The sequence below is a fragment of the Caulobacter hibisci genome (assembly GCF_016135805.1).
GTDB lineage: Bacteria > Pseudomonadota > Alphaproteobacteria > Caulobacterales > Caulobacteraceae > Caulobacter > Caulobacter hibisci.
In genome coordinates this window covers 181,965-198,069 of sequence record NZ_JADWOX010000008.1, presented here as the reverse complement: position 1 = coordinate 198,069, position 16,105 = coordinate 181,965, and the positions used below count along the sequence as shown (strand labels likewise).

16 protein-coding genes are annotated in these 16,105 nt (G+C 68.4%); 9 read left to right on the top strand and 7 right to left on the bottom strand.

Annotation, left to right across the window (positions count from 1 at the left end):
* The first annotated feature begins 2 nt into the window (after nucleotides 1–2).
* Entirely contained in the window at nucleotides 3–1,121 is a 1,119-nt protein-coding gene (locus I4Q42_RS13595; protein WP_198576608.1) for a CobW family GTP-binding protein, read from the top strand.
* 178 nt (nucleotides 1,122–1,299) lie between these two features.
* Here I4Q42_RS13595 and I4Q42_RS13590 read toward each other — a convergent pair whose 3' ends face one another.
* From I4Q42_RS13590 to I4Q42_RS13580, 3 genes are all read right to left on the bottom strand, one after another.
* Nucleotides 1,300–1,893 carry a CC0125/CC1285 family lipoprotein gene (locus I4Q42_RS13590; RefSeq protein ID WP_198576607.1) on the bottom strand — a complete coding sequence of 198 codons (594 nt, stop codon included), beginning with the start codon at nucleotides 1,891–1,893 and terminating at the stop codon, nucleotides 1,300–1,302.
* Between the two features lie 103 nt (nucleotides 1,894–1,996).
* The gene (locus I4Q42_RS13585) at nucleotides 1,997–2,680 is read right to left on the bottom strand and encodes a LysE family translocator (protein WP_408611069.1); all 684 of its coding nucleotides are present in this window, start codon (nucleotides 2,678–2,680) and stop codon (nucleotides 1,997–1,999) included.
* 62 nt (nucleotides 2,681–2,742) lie between these two features.
* Nucleotides 2,743–3,147, bottom strand: coding sequence for an MAPEG family protein (locus tag I4Q42_RS13580; RefSeq protein ID WP_232793103.1), 405 nt, complete (start codon nucleotides 3,145–3,147; stop codon nucleotides 2,743–2,745).
* Nucleotides 3,148–3,317: 170 nt separating this feature from the next.
* Between I4Q42_RS13580 and I4Q42_RS13575 the strand changes: the two genes are divergently transcribed.
* On the top strand, nucleotides 3,318–3,518 hold the full coding sequence (locus I4Q42_RS13575; protein ID WP_198576605.1) for a KTSC domain-containing protein: 201 nt from the start codon (nucleotides 3,318–3,320) through the stop codon (nucleotides 3,516–3,518).
* 92 nt (nucleotides 3,519–3,610) lie between these two features.
* Here the strand turns inward: I4Q42_RS13575 and I4Q42_RS13570 are convergent, their stop codons facing one another.
* From I4Q42_RS13570 to I4Q42_RS13555, 4 genes are read right to left on the bottom strand one after another with little or no spacing between them, the layout of a single operon-like run.
* Nucleotides 3,611–5,461 (bottom strand): flotillin family protein, encoded by a 1,851-nt coding sequence (locus tag I4Q42_RS13570; RefSeq protein WP_198576604.1) that lies wholly within the window; start codon nucleotides 5,459–5,461, stop codon nucleotides 3,611–3,613.
* 46 nt (nucleotides 5,462–5,507) lie between these two features.
* Nucleotides 5,508–6,122, bottom strand: a complete 615-nt coding sequence (locus tag I4Q42_RS13565) for a YqiJ family protein (RefSeq protein ID WP_198576603.1) — start codon at nucleotides 6,120–6,122, stop codon at nucleotides 5,508–5,510.
* 5 nt (nucleotides 6,123–6,127) lie between these two features.
* Nucleotides 6,128–6,703 carry a PspA/IM30 family protein gene (locus tag I4Q42_RS13560; protein WP_198576602.1) on the bottom strand — a complete coding sequence of 192 codons (576 nt, stop codon included), beginning with the start codon at nucleotides 6,701–6,703 and terminating at the stop codon, nucleotides 6,128–6,130.
* 10 nt (nucleotides 6,704–6,713) lie between these two features.
* Complete coding sequence (locus tag I4Q42_RS13555; RefSeq protein ID WP_232793102.1) at nucleotides 6,714–7,199, bottom strand: hypothetical protein; 486 nt, start codon at nucleotides 7,197–7,199, stop codon at nucleotides 6,714–6,716.
* A 609-nt stretch (nucleotides 7,200–7,808) separates the two neighbouring features.
* Between I4Q42_RS13555 and I4Q42_RS13550 the strand changes: the two genes are divergently transcribed.
* From I4Q42_RS13550 to I4Q42_RS13520, 7 genes are read left to right on the top strand one after another with little or no spacing between them, the layout of a single operon-like run.
* Nucleotides 7,809–10,211, top strand: a complete 2,403-nt coding sequence (locus tag I4Q42_RS13550; protein WP_198576600.1) for a TonB-dependent siderophore receptor — start codon at nucleotides 7,809–7,811, stop codon at nucleotides 10,209–10,211.
* Between the two features lie 20 nt (nucleotides 10,212–10,231).
* Nucleotides 10,232–11,575 carry an MFS transporter gene (locus I4Q42_RS13545; RefSeq protein WP_198576656.1) on the top strand — a complete coding sequence of 448 codons (1,344 nt, stop codon included), beginning with the start codon at nucleotides 10,232–10,234 and terminating at the stop codon, nucleotides 11,573–11,575.
* Nucleotides 11,576–11,590: 15 nt separating this feature from the next.
* Complete coding sequence (locus I4Q42_RS13540) at nucleotides 11,591–12,655, top strand: LLM class flavin-dependent oxidoreductase (protein WP_198576599.1); 1,065 nt, start codon at nucleotides 11,591–11,593, stop codon at nucleotides 12,653–12,655.
* Nucleotides 12,652–13,284, top strand: coding sequence for a cysteine hydrolase family protein (locus I4Q42_RS13535; RefSeq protein ID WP_198576598.1), 633 nt, complete (start codon nucleotides 12,652–12,654; stop codon nucleotides 13,282–13,284). Before I4Q42_RS13540 ends, I4Q42_RS13535 begins: the two co-directional genes overlap by 4 nt.
* Nucleotides 13,284–14,669: a zinc-binding metallopeptidase family protein gene (locus I4Q42_RS13530; protein WP_198576597.1), complete on the top strand. Its 1,386-nt coding sequence runs from the start codon at nucleotides 13,284–13,286 to the stop codon at nucleotides 14,667–14,669. Before I4Q42_RS13535 ends, I4Q42_RS13530 begins: the two co-directional genes overlap by 1 nt.
* Nucleotides 14,670–14,674: 5 nt before the next feature.
* Nucleotides 14,675–15,163 carry a flavin reductase family protein gene (locus I4Q42_RS13525; RefSeq protein WP_332873079.1) on the top strand — a complete coding sequence of 163 codons (489 nt, stop codon included), beginning with the start codon at nucleotides 14,675–14,677 and terminating at the stop codon, nucleotides 15,161–15,163.
* A gap of 11 nt (nucleotides 15,164–15,174) precedes the next feature.
* A complete protein-coding gene (locus I4Q42_RS13520; RefSeq protein WP_198576596.1) occupies nucleotides 15,175–15,987 on the top strand; it encodes a TauD/TfdA dioxygenase family protein in 813 nt (270 codons plus the stop codon).
* Nucleotides 15,988–16,105: the final 118 nt, after the last annotated feature.

Below are 16,105 nucleotides of genomic sequence, written 5' to 3'. Positions count from 1 at the left end.
CCATGACCCAGACCGCTCCTTCCGCCTCCGGCAAGATCCCCGTCACCGTGCTGACCGGCTATCTCGGCGCCGGCAAGACCACGCTGCTCAACCGCATTCTCACCGAGGAGCACGGCAAGCGCTACGCCGTGATCGTCAACGAGTTCGGCGAGGTCGGCATCGACAACGACCTGGTGGTCGGGGCCGACGAAGAAGTGTTCGAGATGAACAACGGCTGCGTCTGCTGCACGGTGCGCGGCGACCTGATCCGCGTGCTGTCGGGCCTGATGAAGCGCAAGGGCGGCTTCGACGCCATCGTCGTCGAGACCACCGGCCTGGCCGATCCCGGCCCGGTGGCCCAGACCTTCTTCGTCGACGAGGACGTCAAGGCCCGCACCTATCTCGACTCGGTCACCGCCCTGGTCGACGCCAAGCACATCATGCTGCGGCTGTCGGACTCCAAGGAAGCGGTCGAGCAGATCGCCTTCGCCGACCAGATCGTGCTCAACAAGACCGACCTCGTGGGCGAGGACGACCTGCGCCACGTCGAGGCGCGGATCCGCAAGATCAACCCGCTGGCCCCGATTCACCGCGCCCAGCGCTCGAACGTCCCGCTGAGCGCCATCATCGGCAAGCACAGCTTCGACCTGGAGCGGATTACCGAGCTGGAGCCGGACTTCCTCAACCCCGGCCACGGCGAGCCGGGCCACGTGCACGACGAGCACTGCGGCCACGATCATGGTCACCATCATCATGATCACGACCATGGGCACGTGCATGACGAACACTGCGGTCACGACCATCACCACGGTCATGATCACGGCCACAAGAGCGACATCCACGACGATGGCGTCAAAGGCATTTCCCTCACCCTCGACAAGCCGGTCGACGGTCAGAAGATCACCGTCTGGCTCAACAACCTGCTGGCGGCCAAGGGCGTCGACATCCTGCGCGCCAAGGGCATCATCGACGTGAAGGGTGAAGAGCGCCGCCTGGTGTTCCAGGCCGTGCACATGATCCTGGAAGGCGACTTCCAGCGTCCCTGGACCGACAAGGACAACCGCTACAGCCGCATGGTCTTCATCGGCCGCGACCTGGACGAAGCCGAGCTGAAGAAGGGCTTCGAGGCCTGCGTGGCTTAGTCACGATCCCTCTCCCCTTGCGGGAGAGGGTGGCCCCACGAAGTGGGGTCGGGTGAGGGGTTGCACGTACAGAAACGCCGCGACAGCTGATCGGCTGTCGCGGCGTTTTTCGTTCGTACGACCCCTCATCCGTCATCCTTCGGATGACACCTTCTCCCGCAAGGGGAGAAGGAAAGGATCAGCCAGCCACCGGCCGCTGGATGCTCGGCTCCAGGTTCTTGACGATCTCGCGGGCGTCGTAGGCGCGGGGGTCGCCGACCGGCTTGGCGCCCTTGTGCAGGACGATCTCGGCGCTGGCCTCGAACTTCTCGACCGTGCGGATCTCGGCGCGGTTGGCGAAGAAGGGGTCGCCCCAGAACGGGTCCCAGGCGCGCCAGCCGCCGTAGCGGGGGCCGTAATAGCGCCAAGCCGGACGCCAGTAGCCGTAGGGATAGCCGTAGCCGAAGCCGGGACGGCCGAAGGGATCCTCGTCGATCACCGTGCGCGCCGTACGGTCGGTGCGACGGTCGGCGGTCTCGAACCAGTCATAGCCCTGCTGGGTGGTCAGCTCGGCGGCGCGATAGAGCAGGTAGCGCTCGACGGTCTCGCGGCCGGTCAGGCTGTTGCCGGCGAAGGTGACGCGATAGCGGTCGCCTTCGAGGCGCAGCTCGGAGAAGCCGCCCGACGCCTTCTGGCCGGGGACGGCGGGCTGGTAGGGGGTGGCGGTGGCGCAGGCGCTCAGCGCCGCGGCGACCGCCGCGATCGCGAGCCACTTGACCTTTTTCTGGGACATGGCGCGCTCCTTTGCGACAACTCGTTACTCCCGTACCGTAACGGATGGCGCAGCTTTACGGTTTCGCCAAGGCGAACCGTTTCCGAAAGTGGAAAAAAGCGACCTATCCGCGAAGGACGATCAGGCAGGCCGCGCCGATCAGCAGCGCCCCCACCAGCAGGCCGAATCCCTTGCGGAAGGCCGGCTCGTTCATCCGCGTCGCCAGGGCCGCGCCGCCCAGGCCGTAGGCGCTCATGCTGATCAGGTCCATGCCGATGGTGGCGCAGGCGAACATGATCAGCTGCGGGACCAGCGGCCGGTGGATGTCGATGAACGGCGGCAGCACGCCGGCGAAGAACACCAGGATCTTCGGGTTGGCGATCTGCACGGTGAAGCCGTCGCGGAAAGCCGAGCGGCCGGTCGAGGTCCGCACCGCCGCCAGGGCCGAGCCCTCCGCGCCGGCCGGCTTCAGGGCGCTGATAATCGACTTTATCCCCAGCCAGACCAGATAGGCCGCCCCCGCCATAGCCAGCACGTGGAAGGCCTGGGGGAAGGCGGCGATCAGGGCGCCCAGCCCCAGGGCCGCGGCGACGAACCACACGAGGCTGGCGGTGTTCATCCCCACCACGCCCAGCAGGGCCGCGCCCTTGCCTTTTTCCATGCCGGTGGCGATGGCGAACAGATTGGCCGGCCCCGGGGTGATGGCCATGACGAACATGGCCGCCAGGAAGGCGCTGTAGCGGGCGGGATCGACGGGCAGGACCATGGCTGGGCTATAGGCTTTCGTTTGATCTCTTCCCACCCCCATCCTCCCGTCATTCCCGCCACAAGGGGCGGGAATGACGGGAAGAAGAGAGAAAGGCGGCTCCCCTACATTCCCACGGTCACCGCCACCCAGACCGCCCGCCCCAGGGCGCCCAGCAGCAGGGCGAAGGTCGCCAGGCCCTGGATGGCGAAGCCCAGGCCACGCTTCTTCGGATCGGCCGTGTAGCTCAGGGCGTAGATGATCCGGCCGAGGATCCAGACGACGCCGAGCGCGGCGGCGACCAGATCGCTCCAGTACCAGGCGAACAGCCACAGCGACGGCAGGAAGATCGGCAGCCATTCCAGGGTGTTGGCCTGCACCCGCACGTGGCGCTCGAGGTCCGGGTGGCCGGTCATGGCCGGGGCCTGGATGCCGGTGCGGCGGCGCGCCCCGCCGACCCGCAGGGTGATCCAGATGTAGCAGATCAGGGCGGCCAGCGTGACGATGGCGACCAGGGCGTGGCTTTGCATGATGTTTCCCCCTCTTGAGGCGGCGCAAGGACGGCCGCCGGCCGGGAGCTTAAGCGTAATCGCGCAAGAAGCTCAAAGCCGTCCGGGTTCTGTTCGGAACCAGCCGGCCCGCCATGCGCTTTCGGCTTCGAAGACCCTCGTCCGAACCCTTTCCAGGAAAGGTCTCGCGCATGCTTGTGGACTCCACCGCGATCCAGGCGATCGACTACGAACGCGAACACGGCAAGCTGTTCGTCCGGTTCATCGACGGCGACGAATATGTCTATGTCGGCGTGCCCGAACGGGTGACCGCGGCCTTCACGCGGGCCCGCTCCAAGGGGCGGTTCTTTCAGCGGATGATCCGCGATCGGTATCCGTACAACCGGATCTGAGCGCTTCCCTGAAGCCCCACAAAAAGAAAGTCATCGCCCGGCTTGTCCGGGCGATGACTTCTTAGTTTGAGGGAGAGGGCAGGAGAGGCGGCTTACGCCTCCTCGTCCTCCTCCGCTTCATCCTCGACAGTCTCAACCGGTGCGGCGATGGCGGCCGGCTTGGCCTTCTTGCCGCGGCGCGGGGCCGGAACGTCCTCGACCACCGACAGCGGCGCGGCTTCGGCCAGCGGGGCGGTCAGGCCCGACAGGGTTCCGCCGTTCAGGCCCACTTCAGCCATCAGCTGGTCGAGCAGCGGGGCCTGGGCGCGGTAGCGCAGGGCGCCGCTGACCACCTGGTCGGCCAGGTTGCCGCCGCCCGAACCGCCGGTCCCGGAGTCGTTGGCCGCCCCGCCGGTCGCGCCGTTCAGGCCGTCGACCTGGACGATGCGGATTGAGTCGATGGCTTCCAGCGGCTTCACCGACTCGGCGATGATCCGGTCGAGGTTCTCGATCAGCTTGATGCGGATGGCCATGGCCACCTGGTCGGCCGACAGCAGGTTGGCGGCCTTGTTCAGGGCCTCCTGGCCCGAGGCGTCGACGGCGTAGCGCACGCGGGCGGCTTCGGCCGACAGGCGCACGGCCTGAGCCTCGGCCTCGGCGCCGATGCGGGTCTTGTCGGCCGCGCCCTTGGCTTCCTCGCGCAGGGCCTCGGCCCGGTCGGCGGCGGCGGTCCTCTCGGCCTCGGCGGCGACCTTGACGGCGATGGCCTCGCGCTCGGCCTCCTTGGTCGCCTCGATCAGCTCGATGATCTTCTGGCGGTCGGCGGCTTCGCGTTCGCGGACGGTCTTGACCTGCTCCTCGGCGGCGACGGCGAGGGCCAGCGCCTTGTCGGCGTCGGCCTGGGCTTCGGACTGGGCGCGCGACTTCTCGGCGACGGCGATGGCGCGGTCCTGTTCGGACAGCTCGATGGCCTTGGCCTTCTCGATGGTCTGGGTCTCGACGGCGCGTTCCTTGGCGATCTCGCGCTCGCCCAGTTCCTGCTCGACGGCGATGCGCTGCTGGGCCACGGCCCGGTCGGCCTCGATCTTGGCGGTCTCGATCTGCTGCTGGGCGGCGATCTTGGCGCCCTCGGCCTCGCGCGACTTCTCGGCTTCCTTCTGCGAGACCTCGGCGGCCTGGGCGGCGCGGCGGATGGCCAGCTCGCGCTCCTGCTCGAGCTTGGCGTATTCCTCGTCGCGGCTGATCTCCAGCGTGCGGCGCTGGGCCTCGAGGTTCTTGGTGCGGATCTGCACCTGGGTGTCCTGCTCGATGTCGTTGCGCAGCTTCTTGCGCAGCTCGATCTCCTCGGTCAGCCGCGTCAGGCCCTCGGCGTCGAAGGCGTTCGACGGGTTGAAATATTCCATGGCGGTCTGGTCGAGGCCGGTCAGCGACACGGTCTCCAGCTCCAGGCCGTTCTTCAGCAGGTCTTCGGACGAGACCTGCTGCACCTTCTGGACGAAGTGGGTGCGCTGCTCGTGCAGCTCGGTCATGGTCAGCTCGGCAGCGACCGAGCGCAGGGCGTCGACGAACTTGCCCTCGACCAGGTCCTTCAGCTGCTCGGGGTGCATGGTGCGCTGGCCAAGCGTCTGGGCGGCGCTGGCGATGGCCTCGGCGCTGGGCTGAACGCGGACATAGAACTCGGCCAGCACGTCGACGCGCATGCGGTCCTTGGTGATCAGGGCCTGTTCGGCGCTGCGGGCCACGGCCAGGCGCAGGGTGTTCATGTTGACGGGGATGGTCTCGTGGAACACCGGCAGGATCAGGGCCCCGCCGTTCATCACCACCTTCTCGCCGCCGAAGCCGGTGCGGACGAAGGACGTCTCCTTGGAGGCGCGCTTGTAGAGGCGGGCCAGGATCAGGCCCAGGATCAGCAGGCCGAGCAGGCTGCCGCCGGCGATGACGCCGATTTCGATCAAGGCAGGCATGTGGGTAACCCCCGAAGTTTGGATAAGCGGAAAAGGGAGGAAGGGATCAGCGCTCGCGCAGGGCGTCGCTTTCGTTGCGGATGGCCAGGAACCGGGCCCCGGCGTTGCGGACGATGATGACGCTGGTCCCCTGTTCGAAGACCTCGCCGTCCTCGTCGGGCTCGACCATCACGTAGTGGGCCTGGCCGTGGGCGTCGCGCACCCGGGCCTGGGCGGGCGAGCCGACCTTGGCCTGGCCGGTGACGATGGTCGCCACGCGGCCGACCAGGGTCTCGCGCGAGACGGCGGTGGTCTCGTCGCCGGGCAGGACGCGGGCCAGCAGGCGCCCCAGCACCCGGGTGAAGGGCAGGGCGACCGCCGTAGCCAGCGGCCCGGCGATCCAGATCGGCGCGGGATGCCGAAACACCCCGGCGATCAGCTGTTGCAGCACCAGGCCGACGGTCCCGAAGGCGAACAGGAAGACCACGATCACCATCAACAGCGGCAGGCGCCCGACGTTCAGCCAGCCCAGCAGCGAGGGATGGTCGAGATCGTGGCCGTCCAGGCCGTCATGGCCCAGGCCCGCGCCCAGGCCGGCGGCCTCGACCGCGCCGATCAGCAGCATCAGCAGCAGGGCGGCCAGGAACAGGGTGTTGCCGTCGGCGGACAGGAAGCTCCACATCGCGGTCAGTCCTCCTGCCTGGCGGCGCGGAGGGCGGCCAGGCGCTCTTCCACCCGGTGGCGGCGGGCCAGGCGCTCCAGTTCCGACAGCTTGGCGCCCTGGGACAGCTCGACGTCGGTCGGCGGCTTGGGGGCCTTGGAGCGGGCGGCCGACAGGTCGGTCAGGTCCTCGGCCATCTCGCGGCGGGTGGCCTGCAGGGCGGCGAGATAGCCTTCCAGCTCGGCCTGGCGCTGGGCGGCGTCGGCGACGGCGGTCTCCAGCACCGGGACCTGGGCCTCGATGTCGAGCTGGTGTTCTAGGGCGGCGCGGATCAGGTCCTCGCGGTCCTGAGACAGGGCCAGTTCGATCTGGGCCGACAGGTCGTCGTGGCGGCTGGACTGCTCGGTCAGGCGCTTGGCGGCCAGATGCCGGGCGGCGATGGCGCGGCCGAGCTCGGCGCGCACCTCGTCGACGGCCTGGTCGACCTCGCGCAAAGCTTGCTGGCCGAGCGCGTCGGGCATGACGTCTTCCAAGGCGTCGATCAGGGCGTGGGCCCCGCCGCTGACGATGCGTCCCACCCGGGCGCGAAGGGAATCTGCCATCGGGTCCTCGTCAGGCGGCCGTCGGCCTGTCGGCCGCGGCGGTGATCAGGCGGGTCAGCTCGCCCAAGGCGGCGACGCGGCGGGAGACGATCGTGGGATCGTAGGCGGGGGCGTTTGTCGTCACGCCCCAGCGCAGCATCTGTTCGGTCAGGCGGGCGGCGGCGTCGACGAGACGCGCCTCGTGCCGGGCCAGGCGTTCGGGATCGCCGCCGGCCAGCTCGGCCGGGGCGGCCAGCAGCACGGCCAGCATCTCCTCGACGGCGGTGGTCAAGGCCAGGGCGACGGTGGAGTGACGGTCGCTGGCCAGCTCGGCCGCGCGCAGGGCCTTGAGGGCCGGGGCGGCGATGTCGTGGGCGGCGGCCAGGGCCGCGTCCCAGGTCGCGGGGGCCTGGGCGCGCTGGCGGGCCTGGCGGATCAGGCCGCGCACCTTGTCGCTGGAGGTCACCGCCCCCTCCAGTTCGAGACCGGCGAGGAACAGGGCGTCCTCCTCGGACAACCTGACGCTCAGGGGTGTGTTCAGCGCGACCATGGATAGAAACGTGGTGCGTTGTAAGACGTTTGTAAACAGCTGAGCCTTTCAGCTGGAGATTACATTTTCGTCAGGTGCTCGCTGGTCGGTTCGCCAAGTCCCCCGGCGCTCGCTGGGATCGGCCCCGACCTTTCCCATTCTCCCGTCATTCCGCCCTTGTGGCGGGAACCCCTCTATCAGCCGCAGGGGCAGCAGGGGCGGCGTGCTCAGCACGCCGCTTGCGCCTCACGTGCGATCGGAACCAGGGTTTCCCGCCACAAAGGCGGGAATGACGGGAGGAGGGGCGATCCACCGCTGCGGCTGAGCCTGCCGCAGGCGCGGCTGTTCTGGGCCGGGCGGCTGGCGCACGGCGCTTGAGTCGGTATCTCGTTCGTCCTCGATCAAGTTTTCTGGTCCCCCGGTGGGCGAAAGCCGCTCACGGGGGGACAAATCCTGGGCGTCGCGAACATTTTGAGTGAAATTACAGATGCCGCGCCGGACGTCCGGAACCGGTGAGGCGATGGTTTCTCCAAGAGGTGTCGCGCCTGGGGATAACCGCCGAGGGCGGAAGGTGCGACGGCCTCGAACGAGGACGTCATGTCGAACCAACGGATGTTGCTGGCGGGCTGCTCCGCCGCCGTTCTGCTCGCTCTGGCCGGCGCCGCGCACGCGGCCGAGCCCGATCCTGTCGCCGCGCCGGACGCCGTCGACGAGATCGTCGTCAAGGCCCGCGACAAGGCAGGCCTGATCGAGAAACAGCCCAACGACACGGTCTTCGGCCTCGACAAGCCGCTGATCGAGACGCCGCGCTCGGCCAGCTTCGTCTCCGACCTGACCCTGCAGCGCTACGGCATCGAGACCATCGACGGCCTGACCGCCGTCTCGCCCGGCACCTACACCGCCAGCTTCTACGGCGTGCCCGGTTCGCTGAACATCCGCGGCACCCTGGCCGAGAACTACTTCCGCGGCTTCAAGCGGGTCGAGAACCGCGGCACCTATTCCACCCCGATCGGGGCTGCCGAACAGATCCAGATCGTGCGCGGTCCGCCCACCCCGATCTACGGCCCCGGCAAGGTCGGCGGCCTGCTGAACTTCATTCCGAAATCGGGCAAGAACGAAGGCGGCTACCTGTCGGAACCGACCGGCGAGGTCACGGCCACCTACGGCAGCTACAACAAGAAGAACGCCACGGCCCAGGTCGGCCTGCCGGTGGCCTTCGGCGACGTGGTCGGCGGCGTCTATCTCTACGGCGAGGCCGAGGACAGCCACAGCTACTACCACGGCATCTATCCCAAGCGTCAGACGGGCGAGATTTCGGCCGACTTCGACCTGGGCAACGGCTGGAGCACCGCCATGGGGGCGATGCTCTACCACTCGAACGGCGACGTGCAGACGGCGGGCTGGAACCGCCTGACGCAAGACCTGATCGACAACGGCACCTACATCACCGGCCGCGACACCAGCCTCGTGGACAGCGACGGCAACGGCCGGCTGACGCCGAGCGAGATCGGCTACTATCCGTACGCTGCCGCCATGTACCTGGCCTATTACGGCTTCCCGTCCACCGACGCCAAGCACACGCTGGACACCGGCGTGGGTACGACCAAGCTGTCGCCGCGCACCGTCTACGTCTCCAAGGCCGACTTCTCGAAAACCAACACCAACACCTTCTACTGGGACCTGGCCAAGGACCTCAGCGCCGATAGTTCGATCAAGCTGCAGCTGTTCTACGACGATCTGGAGAACAAGCGCTTCTCGTCCTACGGCTATCCCGCCTGGTTCGACAGCCAGGTCTGGGAAGCCCGCCTGACCTACAACATCGCCCACGACTTCCTCGATGGGGCGGTGACCACCAAGTCGTTCGTCGGGGCCTCCTATCGCGACTTCGACGGCCGCCGCCGCGAAAGCTACAACAGCGGCCTGATCGCCCTGGACCGCCGCGACCTGTCGGCCGGGGCCTCGGCCACCGACCTGATCGGCAGCCCGTTCAACGCCGGCGACGGCGTGGAGTGGGAGAACGACAACCGCTCCAAGTGGTCCGACCTGGGCGTCTTCTTCACCAGCGACATCACGATCGGCGAAAAGCTGAACCTGATGGTCGGCGGCCGCTACGACGACTACGACGTCACCTCCAACGACACCGGCTACCTGTCCTACACCGTGGCGGGCCAGCAGAAGGCGTCGAAGGGCAAGTGGACCTATACCGCCAGCGCTACCTACAAGCTGCCGCTGGGCCTGATGCCCTACATCACCTACGCCGAGACCTCGTCGCTGGAGATGAGCCAGGCCGGCGACATCGCCCCGGGCCTGGTCAACAACGGCACCTGGCTGTCGGACGGCGATCTGGCCGAGACCGGCGTCAAGTTCCAGTGGCTGAACGGCACGCTGGTCGGCTCCCTGGCCGGCTATCGCCAAAACCGCACCCAGCTGACCGGCATCGCCGGCACGGTCACCGGCACCCGCGCCAAGGGCGTCGAGCTGGAGGTCCGCTACCTCGCCAGCGAGCACTTCAGCTTCACCTTCTCGGGCAACAGCCAGCACACCTCGGTCAAGGGGCCGGACACCTCGTTCCAGTACATCCCGGCCTGGGCCGCGGGCGTCTCGGGCGCCAACGGTTTTGGCGGCTCCTACGTGGTGTGGAGCTACAGCAGCGTCGTCGGGACCGGCGACTACGACTACACCCTGATCCCGAAATCGGTGGTCAGCCTGTACGGCGCCTACACCTCCGACGACTACGACTGGGGCAAGGTCGGCGCGACCCTGGGCGTGACCCACGTCACCAAGACCTCGGGCACGATCCCCGGCGCGGTGGTCTATCCGGCCTACGCCGTGGCCAACGCCAGCGCCTATTACGAGCGCGGTCCGTACACGGCCACGGTCAACATCGATAACCTGTTCGACAAGCTCTACTTCACGCCCGACGCCGACACCTACGCCAACCTCGGCGCGCTGCCCTCCAAGGGCCGCGAGTGGCGCGTGACCCTGTCCCGCAAGTTCTAGTTCCCCGTTCGGCGCGCTCGCTGCAACGGACGCGCCGTTCCTTTTTCCCCCGAAAAGGAACCTCAGATATGTCGACCTCGCCCTGGCGCGCCTGGCTGATCCTGTCGGTCTTCGCCCTGCTGCTGTTCCTGATCACCGCCTCGACCTTCTCGTCGCTGGGGGTGGTGTTGCCGGCGATGATCAAGGAGCAGGGCTGGGGTTTTGGCCCGGCCTTCCTGGGCTTCACGTTGCTGGGGGCGTTCTGTGGCGGCTCGTCGTGGCTGCCGGCCCTGCTGATCCGCAAGCTCGGGGTGCGGCCGACCATCCTCGCCGGCTCGGCGGTGATGGTGGCGGGCTTCTCGTGCCTGGCGGCGACGCCGGGCCTTGGCGTCTATCTGTTCGGCACCGCCCTGCTGGGCGTCGGCTACCAGATGATGGCCCTGATCCCCGGCACCCACGTGCTGGGCATGTTGTTCAAGAAGCGCGCCCTGCCGTTCGGGATCTATTTCACCGTCGGTTCGCTGGGCGGCGTGGTCGGGCCGTGGATGGCCCTGAGCGGCATGGAGATCGCCGGCGGCGCCTGGCGGCCCTACTGGTGGATGCAGGCGGCCGCGTCTCTGGTCGTCGGCCTGCTGTGCACCGCCCTGGTCGGCGGCAAGGCCTGGCTCGACGCCGCCGCCGCCGAGACCGACAAGGCCGTCGCCGAGGACGTCGAGAACGCGCCCGCGACCACCAAGGTCTATCGCACCGCCGTCGACTGGACCGTCAAGGAAGCCGTCCGCACCCCGCAGTTCTGGGTGATCCTGGCGGCCTATTTCGCCCACCTGCTGGGCGGGGTCACCGCCGTGAGTCTCGCCCCCAGCCACTTTGGCGAGCTGGGCGTGCCGGCGACCATCGCCATCTCGGCGATCAGCCTGGAATCCCTGATGCAGGTGGCCGCGCGGCTGGGCGGGGGTCTGGTCGGCGACCGCATCGATCCACGCTGGCTGCTGGCGGGCGCACAAGGCGTCATGGCCGTCGGCCTGCTGGCCCTGACCCACGCCACCACCTGGCCGCTGATGATGCTGTTCGCCGTCGGGGTGGGCATCGGCTTTGGCATGACCGTGCTGGCCGTCAGCATCCTGCTGCTCAACTACTACGGCCGGAAGAACAATCTCGAGCTCTTCTCGCTGGTCTGCCTGGTCGGCGCTGTCTCGGCCCTGGGCCCGGTGATCGGCGGCATGATGCGCGACCAGCTGGGCGGCTTCGCCCCCACCTTCCAGGTTTTCGCCGCGGTGATCGGGGTGATCTTCGTCGCCGCCCTGTTCATGCGCCCGCCGCGCAAGGCGACCTCGGTCGAACCCATCGCCGAACCCGTCCCGACCCTTCTGCAAGACGCCGCGTAATCAAGGATGTCCGCCATGTTCCACAGCCCTTCCAAGCACAAGGACTTCGGAGTCTTCCTGCCGGTGGCCAACGGCGGCTGGATCATCTCCAAGACCACCCCGACCCTCGACGGCCTCTACCAGAGCAACAAGGCCGCGGCCGTCGCCGCCGACCAGGTCGGCATGGACTTCGTCATGTCGATGGGCAAGTTCCGCGGCTTCGGCGGCGAGACCGACCACTGGGGCACGGCCCTGGAGTCGGTGACGATGATGGCCGGCATCGCCGAGGCCACCAAGAACGTCCGAATCTGGGCCACCATCCACCCGCTGCTGCAGAACCCGGCCGTGGCGGCCAAGATGATCGCCACCCTCGACCACATCAGCGGCGGCCGCGCCGGCCTCAACATCGTCGCCGGGGCCTATCGCGGCGAGTTCTCGCAGATGGGCGCCTGGGACGACGCCCTGACCCACGACGACCGCTACGTCCTGACCGAGGAATGGACCCAGATCGTCAAGCGGCTGTGGAGCGAGGACAGCGTCGATTTCGACGGTCGGTTCTTCACGATGAAGGACTGCCAGTCCAAGCCCAAGCCGCTCAGCCGTCCGCGTCCGGAGCTGGTCTGCGCGGGCATGAGCGACCGGGGCTTCCAGTTCTCGGTGCGCGAGGCCGATGTCTGCTTCATCGGCGGCCGCACGCCCGAGGAGCGCCGCGACGCCAGCCGCCGGGCCAAGATCGCCGCCCAGGGCATGGGCAAGACCATCAAGACCTACGCCATGTGCACCGTCGTCCACGCCGAGAGCGACGCCGGCGCCGAGGCTCTCGTGCAGCGCTACAAGGACGGGGCCGATATGGGCGCCATCCTGGCCATGCTGGAAAGCTGGGGCGTGCCGGCCGAGAAGCTGTCGAGCGTCGCCGCCCAGCAGGGCGCGTTCATGACCCACACCGTGGTCGGCTCGCCGGCCACCTGCGCCGAGCAGGTCCAGGCCTTCGTCACCGACTGCGAGCTGGACGGGCTGATGCTGATCTTCCCGGACTATGTGGAGGGCCTCTCGATGTTCGGCTCGGAGATCCTGCCGGGCCTGCGCTCGGTGTTCTCGTGAGCGACTTCGCAGGCTGGATCGCGCCCGGTCGCACGGCGCTGGCGGTGATCGACATCCAGGTCGATTTCGCCTCGCCAGACGGTCTGCTGGGCCAGTATGGCGTCGACATGGGCATGGCAGGGCCGGCCGTGGATGCGGCGGCGGCCCTGGTCGCGGTCGCGCGGGAGGCCGGCGTGCCGGTGGTGTTCGTCGGCCTGTTCACGTCGCCGGAAAGCGACAGCCCGTCGTGGAACGAGCGCATGCGCCGTCGCGGCGGCGATCCCGACAGCGAGGCGGCCCTGTGCCGCGCCGGCCAGCCGGGCAGCGCCTTCTACGGACCTCAGCCGGCGCAGGGCGAACTGGTGGTGGCCAAGACCCGCTACAGCGGCTTCGTCGGCACCGATCTCGACGCCCGCCTGAAGGCCATGGGCGTCGATACGCTTGTGGTCTGCGGCCTGACCACCGAGTGCTGCGTGGCGGCCACCGCCGCCGACGCCTTCGACCTCGACTACCACGTCTTCGTCGCCGCCGACGCCTGCGCCGCCTACGAGCCTGACCTGCACGAGGTGGCTCTGAAGACCATGGCGCTGAACACCGCGATCCTCACCGACAGCGTCGAGGTCGCCAAAGCCTGGAAGGAGGCCGCGTGATGGCCGACGGGTTCGCCAACATTCCGGGCGTCGCCGCGCCCTATGCGGTCACGGAAGCCGACCGCGCCGCCATCGCCGCCGCGATCAGCGAAAGCGAGATCGTCGAGCTGGCCCTGACGCTGGGCAACATCCCCGCCCCCTCGGGCAAGGAGCTGGAGGTCGCCAACTACGTCTACGACTGGATGGCGCGCGAGGGCTTCTCGCCGCGCAAGGTGGGAGCCACGCCCGAGCGCCCGAACATCATCGGCACGCACGGCGGCAAGGGTGTCGGCAAGAACCTGCTGTTCACCGCCCACCTCGACACCGAGGCGCCGACTTGGAATCCCGACCTCGACGCCTACAAGTACAGCCCCTCGACCCTGGCCAATCCCGAGTGGGAGAAGTGCTGGCTGGAGGACGGCAAGCTCTACGGCTATCCGATCGCCAACGACCGCGGGCCGATGGCCTGTTTCCTGATCGCCGCCAAGGCGCTGAAGGCGGCCGGCTACGACCTGGCCGGCAAGATGTATCTCACCGCCTGCCCCGGCGAGATCGGCCCCGAGCCGATCGAGGAGCATCGCGGGATCGCCTATATGGGCAAGGACATCGGCGCCCACTACCTGTTCCACCACGGCGGCGTCGCCCCCGACTACGCCATCGCCGCCGAGGGCTGCGACTTCGGCCTGACCTGGGTCGGCTGCGGCTATGCGGTGTTCAAGATCACGGTCTGGGGCGAGGGGGTGTTCACCCCGCTGCTGACCCACCCGGCCACGGCCGCCGAGCACCCCAACCCGCTCTACAAGATCGGCAAGCTGACCGAAGCCATCCACGCCTGGAGCGGCGAATGGGAGAAGGCCAGCCTCTATGAGAGCCCCGGCGGCACGGCCCAGCCGAAGTCGCAGCTGGCCTCGATCCGCGGCGGCATCCCCTACGCTTTCGGGGCCGGCACCGAGCGGGTGAACCTCTATCTGGAAGTGGGCCTCAACCCCCGCCAGCGCGTGGCCGACATCCAGCATTCGCTGGAGGCCATGGTGCGGGCCACGGGCATCGCCGGGATCGAGGTCGAGCCGGTGGTCGTACGCCACGGCTTCGAGGCCGACGCCGCCGAGGTGGCCCCGCTGGTCGGGGCCGTGGATGTCGCCACCCAGCTGTCGCTGGGCCACCCGGTCGCCAAGGCCGCGCCGGTCTATTCCAGCATGTGGCGCGACCACAACGTCTTCAACATGCACCGCATCCCGGCCATCACCACGGGTTTCGCCCGCTGGCGGCCGACCCCTAAGGACCTGGTCGACAGCGCCCTGGTCTACGCCCTGACCGCCCTGGCGGTCTGCGGCCGGGCCGAGACGGCCGAGACGGGAAACCGCGCCCCGCCGGTCTATGGCGACAACCCGTTCGGGGGCGAGTGACGGGCGTGGCCCTGGCCTCCGCCGCAACCGACCCCGCCCTGTTCCGCAAGGCCATGGGCGGCTTCGCGGCCGGCGTGACGGTGGTGACCACGGCGCTGGATGGCCAGCTGTCGGGCACGACGGTCAGCGCCTTCTCGTCGCTGTCGATGGACCCGCCGCTGGTGCTGGCCTGCCTCAAGCGCGAGAGCCGCACCCTGGCCGCCGTGCGCGAGGCCGGGGTGTTCTGCGTCAACATCCTGGCCGCCGACCAGGGCGAGCTGGCCTACGCCTTCGCCAGGTCGGGCTGCGACGACCGCTTCGCCCTGGCCGCCCTGGAGCCGGGCGCCACCGCCGCTCCAGTGCTGGCCGGCGGCGTGGCGGCGGTCGAATGCGAGCTGCACGCCGCCCACGACGGCGGCGACCACGAGATCCTCGTCGGCCGGGTGGTTTCCATCCGCATCGACGAGTCCAAGCCGCCGCTCGTCTACGTGCGCGGCCAGTTTCTTAAATCCTGAGAGAGCGTTCGATGGCCTACGACGTGCTGGAAGTGAAGCCGATGACCCGCCGGATCGGCGCCGAGGTGTTCGGCCTCGACCTGGGCCAGCCGCTGTCGAACCGGCAGTTCGAGGAACTGCACCAGGCCCTGACCCAGCACCAGGTGCTGTTCTTCCGCGACCAGGAGATGACCCACGACGCCCACAAGGCGCTGGGCCGCAAGTTCGGGTCGCTGGCCATCCATTCGGGCGTGCCGGGCCTGGCCGACCATCCCGAGATCGTGGCCATCCACGCCGACGGCAATTCCAAGTTCGTGGCCGGCGAGAGCTGGCACTCGGACCTGACCTGCGATCCCGAACCGCCGCTCGGCAGCATCCTGCACATGCCGATCGTGCCCAACGACGGCGGCGACACCGTCTTCGCCAGCATGTACGCGGCCTACGACACCCTGTCGGATCGCATGAAGGCCTATCTGGAGGGTCTGAGCGCCGTCCACGACGCCAACCCGATCTACAAGGCGCTCTTCCCCGACCTCGACCGGCAGTACAATTGCACCGCCCACCCGGTGGTGCGCACCCACCCGGTCAGCGGCCGCAAGAGCCTGTTCGTCAATCCGTCCTACACCACCCACATCGCCGGCCTGCCCAAGGCCGAGAGCGCCGCGATCCTGGGCTACCTCTACCACCACGCCGCCAACCCGGACTTCCAGGTCCGCTTCCGCTGGCGGCCCAATTCGGTGGCCTTCTGGGACAACCGCTGCACCTGGCACCAGGCGATCTGGGACTATTTCCCGGACGTCCGTTCGGGGTTCCGGGTGACGATCGCGGGGGATAAGCCGGTTTGATTTTCCCTCTCCCCTTGCGGGAGAGGGTGGCCTGCGAAGCAGGTCGGGTGAGGGGTCTCTCAGAACTCAAAGCGGCGTGTGGCGGCCAGACTGGATGAAGCGTCTCGTGTCTGAGAGA